Here is an 11,766-nt window from a genome sequence, read left to right as displayed (position 1 = left end):
TTGGGGCAATCTCAAGAAGTGTTAGACCCGTTAGGAAATGTTCCGTGTGGTCATGTACATGAAACAGATGTGATGCTAGAAAATGCCTCTCCCTCTGAATTAATGCGTTACAATGAGTCTAGACAGGAGTTAGAGAATTTTACTCAACAGTATATTCAGAACAACCAAATTTCTGCTACTAATCAAAGTCGTACAATTTCTTATACCATTCCAGTTGTATTCCACGTGATACACAACGGTGGTCCTGAAAATATATCTGATGCTCAAGTTTTAGATGCTTTGGATATCTTGAATAGAGATTATCAAATGTTGAATGCTGATACTTCTGTTGTTGTGACGCCATTCAAAAACTTAGTTGCAGATATAGAAATCGAATTTAAATTGGCCAACATTGATCCATCAGGAGAATGTACAAATGGTATTACTAGAACGGTTTCTTCAGTAACATCAGACGCAAATGCTTCGGGTTACGATAGAATTCAGGCAGTAGTGAATGAACATGGGGTTTGGCCAGGAGACGAATACTTAAACATTTATGTAGCTGCACAAATTGGTGGAGCAGCAGGGTATACATATAAGCCAAGTAACTGGGGAGGAACAGGAACTACCATGAATAATGGAATTCACATTCTTTCTAATTACGTAGGTTCTATAGGTACAGGTTCTACTTCTTTAAGTAGAGCGTTAACGCATGAGGTAGGACACTGGTTAAATTTAGATCACCTATGGGGTGGTTCTAATAACCCTGGTCAAGCAAGTAACTGTGGTATAGATGATGCAGTGGCTGATACGCCTTCTACATTAGGTTGGACAAGTTGTAATTTACAAGGTACAACGTGTGATAATAACCTAGACAACGTTCAGAACTACATGGAGTATTCGTACTGTTCTAGAATGTTTACGGTAGGACAAAAAGCAAGAATGCACGCTGCCTTGAACTCAACTGTTGGTGGAAGAAATAACATTTGGAGTGCTGCAAACTTAGTAGCAACCGGAGTGAATAATCCAGATCAATTCTGTAAAGCGAACTTCCAAACGAGTACAAATGAGGTTTGTGCAGGGACTGCAGTAAGTTTCCAAGATTTATCATTTGATGCACCTACATCATGGAATTGGTCATTTCCTGGTGCAACACCAGCGACTTCTACAGATCAAAACCCAGTAGTTGTTTATGATACACCGGGTACATATCAAGTGAGTTTAACTGCTTCGGATGGAGCGGTAACAGATACGGAAACGAAATCAGCTTATATTACAGTATTGCCAAAAGTTACAAATCTTCCCTTCTTAGAATCTTTTGTATCTAATACAATCCCTTCTGAATTTTGGGTAAGAAATAACATCGGTGGTACAGCGCAATGGCAAAGAACAACTTCTGCGGGTTATACAGATAATTCTTCGGCGATGTTGTTTAATTACGCGCAACCAGATGGTTCTGTTGATGAGTTTATTTCTCAATCTTTTGATTTGTCAAATGTAGATCCAAATGTTGGTGTTACGATGACTTTTAGATATGCATACCGCAAAAGAAGCGCAGCAGATTATGAAGTTTTAAGAGTTTATTTCTCTAGTGATTGTGGAGAAAACTGGTCGCAAAGAAAGATTTTATTCGGGTCTCAGTTGGGTACAGATATTAGTACTACAGCGTGGACTCCTCAAGGACAAAATGATTGGGAAACAGTTCATTTAACAAATATCACGAGTCAATTCTGGACGGAGAACTTTAGGGTGAAATTCACTTTCGAAAGTGGTGGTGGAAACAACATCTTTATAGATGATATCAATTTGTATGACGGAAGTCCTTCTAATGATATTTTGACAATCAATGAAGAAAGTATTATCGAAAACTTCGTTATTTATCCTAATCCAAGTGCTGGAGTGGTTAATGTAAACTTTACAACTCCAGAAGCTACACAAGCGTCAATTGCAGTTGTAGATATTCTTGGTAAAGTGATTACACAAACAGATGTTAATACGACGATTGGTCAGAATAATATAACATTAGCAGATAAATTAGCAGCCGGAACTTATATGGTTAGGGTTAGTTTAGCAGATGGTAGTCAGCAAACCAAAAAGCTAATCGTGAAATAAGCGATTCAAGAAGAATAAAATAATTGTTGAGGGACTTCCATTTGGAGGTCCCTTCTTTTTTGGAGCAATTTAGAAACGAGTATTTACGTTGAATTGCGAAATTAGGTGGTGTTTGCGGCGTTTGTAAATAGAGTAGAGGGTTGGTGTGGTTGTGTATAAATTCTCACGTATATCTGTGGTTATACGCAAAAAAAATGGTCAACCCAAAGGCTGACCATTTCAAATATTGAAAGCAAAGTGAATTATTTCACTTTAGAGTAAGTTCTTTTTTCAGTGTAAGAACGAAGTAAATTAGATTGTAATGAATCTACTGTAATTTCACTAGAGAAATTACGTGTGATCACCATTTTATCGTTTCTCAATTCTTTAACCTCGTAGGCATGTTCATTGTCATCGAAAGTAATTCCGGTTTTGTTTTTCCCGTCATTTGTCCACCACCAGTTACCAGAGCTAATTTCCTGACCGTATGTGTAGTCTGTAGTAGTCGTATAGCTACCATCTTTTTCAATAGTCATTGCGTAATCTACTTCAATTGATTGGTAATCTGAAGAAGCAGTATCTATGAAATAATAAATTTCATTTTCTCCATCGAAGTCGTAAGCTTCATAATGAACGGTGTCAGCTTGTAAATCAAAGGTTAGGATAGAAACATCCTTTGTTGAGTAAGAATCTAATACCCAGTCCCCAGAAATTCTGGAATCTCTAGCTCTTAAAGATAAAAATGGATCGTCTTCTCCTTTTTTACACGCTACAACACTGGCCCCTATTAACGCCGTTAAAACAAGTGATTTTACAGTTTTCATGATTGAATTTTTTTTGAAAAATACGAATTAGAATGGAAAAAGTTGTCTTTTGCACCAGGTTATTGGGCAAATAAAAGGGGATGACGTAAGATCATCCCCTTTCTAACTGTTATTCGAAAAGAATTATTTGATAATAAAATTATAAATGTCGTTACCATTTGCATAAATGAGCAAGGACAGAATTAGAACAAAACCAACAAGTTGAGCATATTCTAGAACTTTCTGTGGTGCCTCTCTACCTGTAATAATTTCATAAATAAGGAAGGTGACATGACCACCATCTAAAGCTGGAATAGGTAGTATGTTCATTATCGCTAATACAAAGGAAATGAAGGCTGTATTTCCCCAGAATACTTGCCAATCCCAAGTGGTAGGGAAAAGAGAACCAATGGTTCCGAAACCACCCATACTTGAAGCACCTTTTTTCGTAAAAATGAATTTTAATTGAACAAAGTAATCGTGCATGGTCCAACCACCTTTTGCGATACCTTTAGAGATAGACTCTCCAAAGCTGTAAGATTGTGTTTCAATTTTAATTTGTCCAGCCAAATCATTGTAAAAACCAATCGTGCCATTGGTGTCTGTAGCTACTGATTTTGTTAATGTATCACCCTCACGAATTAAAGTGATTTCTACTGTAGTATCTTTTCTAGAACGTAATTCTTGAGCGAATTCATTGTAGAAATTGTAATTGGTTCCATTTATAGCAATCAATCGATCTCCTTTTTGAATGTCAGATTTAATTGCATTTCCATCAGGAGACAATGTGTCAACAATGGTTAGTACACGAGGAGTGAACAATCGAACGGCATCATTTTGGAACATCCATCTGTCTAAATCTTCACCTTCTACTTGATTCGGTAGCGTGATTTTTTCAGTAGTTCCATCTTCGTGCAAAACTTCTAATTCTCTGTATCCTCTTAACCAGATCTGTGGTAATAGTGCTTTTAATCCAGAAAACTCTTCGCCTTCAACCGATAAGATTTTATCACCATCTCTAAAATTTAAATTCAATTCTGCTAGCGCAGGGTGAATGCTTAATCCGTGTGTTAATCCTTCGTTGGTGATTTTTGATTCTCCATAACCAAAGATGATCATGATGTATATAAAGAAACCGACAATAACGTTTACCGTAACTCCACCTACCATAACGATTAAACGTTGCCAAGCTGGCTTGGCTCTGAATTCATCGGGTTGTGGAGGTTTGGCTAATTGTTCTTTGTCCATAGACTCGTCTACCATACCGGCGATTTTTACATAACCACCCAAAGGTAACCATCCTATCCCCCATTCAGTATCTCCAATTTTTTTCTTGAATAAAGAGAACCATGCATCAAAGAAAAGGTAGAATTTCTCTACACGGATTTTAAATAAACGTGCTGGAATAAAGTGACCGAATTCGTGTAAAACGATTAATATAGAAAGCGATAGAATTAACTGCGCTGCTTTCATTAAAATGTCCATGTTATGCTCCTTTAATTTTAGCTGATAAATATAGCTATTTATATTAGATTGCTCAGGCTTGAAAGGGCTTAGTTTGTATTGCTTGAATATGGTAGAGGTCCTACTTTATCCATACTTAAACGATACATTATGGATGGGGTTACAGATTCAACAATTCAAGGATTCAAAGATTTAGGGTTTAAGATTTGAATGTTTGATAGTTTGTCTCTCGGCTACCGCTCGAGAACCTAAGTTTGGGGAAAGTAATTTGAAGATTTGAAGGATTGAACGAATGGAAGGATTTGTCACCCTGCTCTGCGTGAGAACCTTAGTTGGAGTGTTTGGAGCTTTGATTTTTTACTACCAGGGATAGTAGCGGTTACCCCGCATCCCGAATTCATTCGGGAGTGGAGTAGTAGCGGATAGCCCGGCCCAATTTTTAATTGGGGGGAGCCTACCTTAATAATACGACATGTCCTGTCTTAAATTCTTTTTTATTGGTTACCGTATTGGTGTATTCGAGTGTATAGGTATAGGTGTCTGTTTTGCAGGCTTGACCTTTGTAAGTTCCATCCCAAGAGGCGTTGAAATCATGACTTTGAAAGAGGATTTCTCCATACCTGTTGAAAATAGTAAGGGTGTAATTATTGAGGTTACAGTTGGTTTTAGGTTGAAAACTGTTGTTGATATCATTGTCGTCTGGCGTAAAGGAATTGGGAACGTACAAGGGGCATTGACAATCGATGAATAAGATGTCTGTTGAAACATTGATGGTTTCACACAAATTGCTAAGTGTTACGGTATAAGTTCCCGCAGTTTGTACTTCAAAGCTAGGAGTTGTGCTTCCGTCTGGCCATTGGATATCCACATCTTCTGCTTCAACTTCGAGTGTTAAATGATCATCAAAACAAACTTCTTGATAGGGAGGGAGGTTGTATTCAATGGGCGCTGTTATCCAGAGGTTGATGCTGTCTTGTATGGCACAGCTTTCGTTGGCTGCAGACACCCAAATCTGTTGATCTGTATAAAAAGCATTTGTAAAATCTGATGTTCCATCTGACCACATAATGTTTTGTGCCATATTTGTAAAGTCATAACTTATAAAATCGCCAGGACAAATGGATGTGTCGCTGCCCAGATCTATGGTTGGATAATCCGCAAAATTTACCGCTATGCTGTCGGTAGCTGTACAATTTCCATTCGTAACGGTTAACCAGTAGACACCCGGTAACTCAACCGCTAAGGTGTCCGCGCTAGAGCCATCACTCCAAGTGTTGCTACCTTGGTTAACGTACTGATTGTACAAATAACCGATGAGCTCATCACAGAAAGTAGTGTCGTTTCCTAGGTTAGTCATGGGTTGGTCTTGGAAAGTTATGTGAATACTATCGGTTTTGTTACACAAAGAATCAGCAGCCGTGAGCCAATAAAGTCCAGTACTATCTACGGTGATGTTTGATGTTATTTGGTTGGTAGACCACAGGAAATCGTAGTTGTTGTTTAAACCTGAACTAATATTAAAAAGAGAATCGCCACACAAAAGCGTGTCTACTCCTAGATCAAAAGCTATATTTCCTATTGAATCTACAATGATTGTATCATTGAAAACACAATAGGTTGAAGTTATGCTGACGGTATAAGTTCCACCTTGGGTAATAGTAAGTATTGAATCTGTATCACCGGTACTCCACAAGAAATTTGCGTTGGGAACGTCTATTCCTGCATCGAATTCTAAGGTGTTACCTGAGCAGATAATTGTGTCTGAAAGTTGAGGTGGATTACAGTCGGGAGCAGGGAACGCGTTTTCTGTAATATATACACCGGCAACATCGGGGTAGCCTACAGTGCTCAACATGGTGATTTTAGCGCCTATAACATGATCTGTAGTGGAAAGTCCAAAATCGGTCGTGAAATCCAAGGGTAAATAATGTCTACCCGACAAGGTGACCCCACCCAAATAGCAGTTGTTGGTATATCTAAATTTCCAATAAACATCAGGAAGAGCGGTCCAATCAGTAGTATCTACAAGGTGCTGGTTAGAAAGGGTGTTGTTGGCAAGAATAAGTTCAATGATACAATTGTCGGGATGAAAGCTTGTTTCAAAGATGATTTCATCTCCGAGGTGAGCTACCCATCCTTGGTTGAAATAAAGTGTTACCGAATAATTAGGGTTGAAATTTACCCAAGTGCTGTCGTTGGGATATCCCTTTACGTATTCCACGGAGGGACATGGTCCGATAACAGAATCTATACAATCTACTAAATTATAACCCGCAATACTTTGTCCAAAACTCGGAAGAGCAGACAGCAGGAGTAGCATGTAAAGAAATTTTTTCATGAGTAGTGATATAGGGTATTGATTTACAGTGAATAAATGTACAAAAAAAGTGGAAAAGTGGTTTCAACGAATCAAGTATTTAACAAATTAACAACCTATTGAAGCATCTATTGGCATGGTTGAAAATGGTTCAATGAATTCCATTCAACGAGTAATCCTGGGCGCTTAAATAAAATACCAGGTGAAAACGAAGGGCGGGAGGGATATTCTTTTAACTTTGGGTAAGTTGTTGCAGCTTATGTCAGACTCATTACCCACAAGAATATATTCAAGTAAAAAAGAACTTTCGTTTTGGCGTGTTTTGCGCGAAGGTTTAGGTGCCTTGCGGAAATCTAATTTCTTGGCATTGCAATTGGCAAAGCGAGATATCAAAGCACAATATAGACAGTCGTTTTTAGGATTGCTTTGGAGTTTGATTTTACCCTTATCGACAGCTTTGGTTTGGGTGTTGTTACGAAGTTCTAATACCGTTAATTTAGGTGAGGTGAATGTGAATTATGTACTTTTTGTATTTGTAGGTACGCTTTCGTGGTCCATCCTTACAGAGTCCATTTTAGGTCCTATGAACATGGTTCTATCCATGCGTACAACTTTATCCAAAATTAATTTTCCAAAGGAAGCTTTAATTACTTCGAGTGTATACAAAACAGGTTTTAATACTTTGGTGAAGTTGATTATTCTCCTTGTCTTGATGTTGATTTATCCCGTTGAAATGGGTGGGAGCATGTTATTTTTTCCGGTCAGTCTTTTTGCCTTGTTTTTGGTAGGAACAGCGATAGGCTTGTTCATTACACCCCTTGGATTATTGATAGGCGATGTTGGGAAAATTCTTACACCCTTGATGCAGGTATTGATGTATGTGAGTCCAGTAGTATTCATGACGCCTAAACCTGAGGGATTTTTTGGGAAGCTTGTTTATTATAACCCTTTAACACCTTTAATTTCGAACTTCAGAAATGCTTTACTGGGGTTGCCTTTAGAACAAATGAGTTACTATTTGATGACAGGAATAGCAGCAATAATTGTATTTTGTTTAGCATTGGTGGTATTTAGAATTACGATACCTATAATTACAGAACGCATTGGAGGATAAGGATGTATTGGTAAGGGTTGAGGGAGTTTCAAAGAAATTCTGTAAAAATCTAAAGCGCAGTTTAGTTTATGGATTAAAAGACGCTTTTGGAGCTATCAATCCTTTGGCAAAAAAGAACACTTCCACACTTCGAAAACAAGAGTTTTGGGCGGTAAAGAACATTTCTTTTGAACTTAGACGTGGAGAATGCTTGGGCTTGATAGGGCACAATGGAGCGGGGAAAAGTACAATGTTGAAAATCTTGAATGGATTGATTAATCCAGATGAGGGAAAGATTACAATAAGAGGAAAAGTAGGAGCGTTGATAGAATTAGGCGCAGGCTTTACCCCCATATTAAGCGGAAGAGAAAATATCTATAATAATGGTGCTATCCTTGGATTTACGAGAGCGGAGATAGATGCAAAAATAGCTGAGATTATCGCTTTTTCGGAAATCGAAGCTTTCATAGATTCTCCCGTTCAGAATTATTCATCAGGAATGCGGGTGCGATTGGGCTTTGCTATTGCCGCCCATTTAGAACCTGATGTATTGATCATTGATGAAGTATTGGCAGTAGGAGATTTGGGCTTTGTACTCAAATGTTTCCAACAAATCGACAAATTGTTGCCTCATACAGCTGTGATTTTTGTATCTCATTCTATGCCCATGGTCTCGCGCATTTGTAACCACATTATCTTGATGGATCACGGCGTAGCTGAATACAATGGTAGAGATGTTTCGAAGGGTATTGGGCTTTATTATGATAAGTTTAAGGTGAATGATTCTAACGTTGTGCTCGCGCATGAAAAGCTGGTATTAACAGATTTTTCTCTTGCACAAATTTCGAATGCATCCTTTTCGCATGAATTGACCTTTTCATTGAGAAACGAGGTGAATGATTTTGTCATTACTGACCCGGAATTGTATGTTGAGTTAAAAGACAAAGAGCAAAGACCTATAGCGGGTAAAGTACTTTCGCTAGATCTAAAAATGACACGAGTGGAGGAAATGGTTGTTCGACTTTCTTTTGATAAACTAACAAAGGGCAAGTACAGTTTAGATGTATTACTATCGGATGGAGGAACTCCTTTGGTACGACACAATGATGCTGTTCAGTTTACCCAACATGATGGAGAACAAATGTGGGTTCCTTATGAAATTGATATGAAGCAATTGTAGATGAAGATAAACGTAACCCAAACATATTTACCTCCACAAGAGGAATATCAAGCCTATTTGAAAAAAGCTTGGGAGAATAATTGGTTGACCAATCGTGGTGAACTCGTTGAAGAATTGGAGGAGAAGCTACGCGCCTATTTGGGAGTACAACATATGACTTTAACAACCAACGGAACCTTGCCTTTACAAATTGCTCTGAAAACCCTGGAGATAAAAGGAGAGGTGATTACAACACCTTTTTCTTATGTTGCTTCGGTATCATCCATTGTTTGGGAGGGATGTACGCCAGTTTTTGTGGATATAGATCCCGAATATTGGACCCTAGATGAAAGTAAAATTGAGGAAGCTATTACAGAAAAAACTACGGCAATTTTAGCGACACATGTATTTGGTAATGCATGTCATGTAGAAGCAATTCAAAGCATAGCAGATAAGCATAACTTAAAAGTGATTTACGACGGAGCCCATTGTTTTGGGGTGCAATACAAGGGACAAAGTATATTCAATTATGGAGATGTAAGTACCTGTAGTTTTCACGCTACTAAAATTTTTCATACTGGAGAAGGTGGAGCGTGGTTCACCAAAGATCAGGAGTTACAAGACAAACTTTTCTATCACCATAATTTTGGACATAAAGGTCAAGAAGCCTTCCACGGCTTGGGAATCAATGCGAAGATGAGTGAATTACAGGCCGCGATGGGCTTGGCAGTTTTTGATCATATTATTGAGATTTCTGAAGGTCGTAAAAAAGCAGTAGCCATTTATGACGAACTTCTTGAAGGAAGGGATTTGCAAAAAATAAAATTAAGAGCAGGCACTTCACCCAACTATCATTATTATCCTGTCGTTTTTAAGAGTGAGGAGGAGTTACTAAAGGTACAGAAAGCGCTAAATACAGAAAATATTTACCCCAGAAGGTATTTTTATCCTTGTTTGGAGGAGTTAGATTATGTGGTTGCAAATAACTGTTCCGTTGCTCAGGAAATCTCCAAAAGGGTAATGTGTTTGCCTTTGTGGGAAAGTATTTCACCTATTGATCAACAACAAATTTCAAAAATCATAGAAGCATGCTTATAGTTGGAGCTGGAGGATTTGCTAGAGAATTGTTTGATGTGGTTCTAGAGAAATATTCTAAGGACGAAATAGCTTTTTACGATGATGTTAATGCAATAACCTGTTTGTTTGGATGTTCAGTTTTAAGGAATGAAGATGAGGTCCAAAAGTGGTTTAAAGAAAAGGGCTCTCAATTTAGTTTGGGAATAGGAAATCCAATTCTTCGAGAGAAATTGGCGTTGAAGTTTACCCGTTTTGGTGGTGCGTTGACGAGTGTTGTTAGTGAAAAATGTGTGATTGGTAAGGAAGCTGTAACCATAGGTGTAGGGGCTACAATTCTTCATCATGCAACATTAGCCAATGGCGTAGAGATAGGGAAAGGAGTATTGATCTATCATAATGTACAAATAACACATGATTGTAAAGTGGGGGATTTCTGCGAACTTTCTCCAGGGGCGGTGTTATTAGGGCAAGTTGAGTTTGGTGATAAGGTAAGTTGTGGTGCAAATGCGACTGTTTTACCAAAATTGAAGATTGCAGATGATGTTGTGATAGGAGCAGGTTCTGTTGTGACGAAATCTGTTTTTGAAAAAAAAGTATTAAAAGGGAACCCTGCAAAATGAATAATTCAGCGGATATCACAGTTTCAGTATGCATGATAACTTATAATCATGAGCATTTTATAGCGGAAGCAATTCACGGTGTATTAATGCAGGAAACCAATTTTAAAGTAGAGTTGATTCTTGCGGAAGACTGTTCTCCAGACAACAGTCAAAAAGTTATTCAAGAAATACTAGATACCTATAAAGGTGAGGTAATCATTAGTTATACCAGACATACTGAAAATAAAGGAATGATGCCGAATTTCATTTGGGCTTTGAACCAATGTAAAGGCAAGTATATTGCTTTGTGCGAAGGGGATGATTATTGGACGGATCCCTTAAAGTTGCAAAAGCAGGTTGATTTTTTGGAGGAGAATGATGACTGTGTGATTTGTTTCCATGAGTTAAAGGTTTTGGAGAAAAATGGTGAGTTGGTTGAAGACTATATGGCAAAGCCTACTTATCAAAAGATAGGAAAGAATAAAATCACTATAGGCGATTTATTAGAATATGGGAACTGTATACATACTCCGTCGGTCATGTTTAGGCGGCCTAGAGATTTTAAACCATATTTGGCATTCTCAAAATCCCTAGTAGGAGATTATCCTCTTTATTTGTTTTTATTGTCAAATGGAGGTTACGCTGTAAAACTAAATCAATCAATGTCCGTTTATAGAAAGGATGTAGGAGTGTTTTCTGCTCTGGATAATTTGAATAAAGATTTGATTCAATTAGAGATGTTTTCATTGTTAATTTCTTGTGATTGGATAAATGAGAATAATTCAGTTTTACTAAGAAATAGATTAAATGAAAAAATTAAAGGGTTAAAAAGTAGAGTAAATGAACGAGAGTTTTACCTTTTAAATAATCCAGAGTATTTATCTAAAAATATCTCTTTGAAGGTTCTTTTAAGAACATTAAAAGATAAAATTTTTAAAAAGTGAAGAAAATATTAAGCATCATAGTAACCTATAATGGTATGCGTAATAATTGGATAGAGAAATGCCTGATTAGTCTTGAAAATTCCAGTTACCCAAATGATATTTTAGTTGTGGATAATGCTTCAAGTGACGGTACTGTCGCTTATATTGAGTCAAATTTTACTTCAGTAGAATTTATTAAATATGAGAATAAACTAGGGTTTGGAGCCGCGAACAATCTTGGGTTTTAGAAAGCTATTTCTG

At 37.5% G+C, this 11,766-nt stretch carries 10 protein-coding genes; 7 read left to right on the top strand and 3 right to left on the bottom strand.

Annotated elements, in window-relative coordinates; genetic code table 11:
* On the top strand, positions 1–2,091 hold a 2,091-nt coding region (locus R3333_RS07690; protein WP_318958207.1), incomplete at its 5' end, for a M43 family zinc metalloprotease.
* Between the two features lie 242 nt (positions 2,092–2,333).
* Here R3333_RS07690 and R3333_RS07685 read toward each other — a convergent pair.
* The 3 genes from R3333_RS07685 to R3333_RS07675 form a co-directional block, all read right to left on the bottom strand.
* Positions 2,334–2,894 (bottom strand): hypothetical protein, encoded by a 561-nt coding sequence (locus R3333_RS07685; RefSeq protein WP_318958206.1) that lies wholly within the window; start codon positions 2,892–2,894, stop codon positions 2,334–2,336.
* A gap of 123 nt (positions 2,895–3,017) precedes the next feature.
* Positions 3,018–4,358, bottom strand: a complete 1,341-nt coding sequence (gene rseP, locus R3333_RS07680; RefSeq protein WP_318958205.1) for an RIP metalloprotease RseP — start codon at positions 4,356–4,358, stop codon at positions 3,018–3,020.
* A gap of 433 nt (positions 4,359–4,791) precedes the next feature.
* Positions 4,792–6,675 carry a T9SS type B sorting domain-containing protein gene (locus R3333_RS07675; RefSeq protein ID WP_318958204.1) on the bottom strand — a complete coding sequence of 628 codons (1,884 nt, stop codon included), beginning with the start codon at positions 6,673–6,675 and terminating at the stop codon, positions 4,792–4,794.
* 181 nt (positions 6,676–6,856) lie between these two features.
* On the opposite strand from R3333_RS07675, the gene R3333_RS07670 reads away from it, so the two are divergent.
* From R3333_RS07670 to R3333_RS07645, 6 genes are read left to right on the top strand one after another with little or no spacing between them, the layout of a single operon-like run.
* On the top strand, positions 6,857–7,768 hold the full coding sequence (locus R3333_RS07670) for an ABC transporter permease (protein WP_318958203.1): 912 nt from the start codon (positions 6,857–6,859) through the stop codon (positions 7,766–7,768).
* Positions 7,758–8,927: an ABC transporter ATP-binding protein gene (locus R3333_RS07665; RefSeq protein WP_318958202.1), complete on the top strand. Its 1,170-nt coding sequence runs from the start codon at positions 7,758–7,760 to the stop codon at positions 8,925–8,927. Before R3333_RS07670 ends, R3333_RS07665 begins: the two co-directional genes overlap by 11 nt.
* Positions 8,928–10,004 (top strand): DegT/DnrJ/EryC1/StrS family aminotransferase, encoded by a 1,077-nt coding sequence (locus tag R3333_RS07660; RefSeq protein ID WP_318958201.1) that lies wholly within the window; start codon positions 8,928–8,930, stop codon positions 10,002–10,004.
* Positions 9,995–10,603: an acetyltransferase gene (locus tag R3333_RS07655; RefSeq protein ID WP_318958200.1), complete on the top strand. Its 609-nt coding sequence runs from the start codon at positions 9,995–9,997 to the stop codon at positions 10,601–10,603. Before R3333_RS07660 ends, R3333_RS07655 begins: the two co-directional genes overlap by 10 nt.
* Positions 10,600–11,526, top strand: a complete 927-nt coding sequence (locus tag R3333_RS07650) for a glycosyltransferase family 2 protein (RefSeq protein ID WP_318958199.1) — start codon at positions 10,600–10,602, stop codon at positions 11,524–11,526. Before R3333_RS07655 ends, R3333_RS07650 begins: the two co-directional genes overlap by 4 nt.
* A complete protein-coding gene (locus tag R3333_RS07645; RefSeq protein ID WP_318958198.1) occupies positions 11,523–11,753 on the top strand; it encodes a glycosyltransferase in 231 nt (76 codons plus the stop codon). The genes R3333_RS07650 and R3333_RS07645 overlap by 4 nt, the downstream gene beginning before the upstream one ends.
* Positions 11,754–11,766 lie beyond the last annotated feature (13 nt).

It is taken from the genome of Lishizhenia sp., from assembly GCF_033720595.1.
In the GTDB taxonomy this organism is placed as follows: domain Bacteria; phylum Bacteroidota; class Bacteroidia; order Flavobacteriales_D; family Crocinitomicaceae; genus Lishizhenia.
This window is presented reverse-complemented; position numbering and strand designations above follow the sequence as displayed.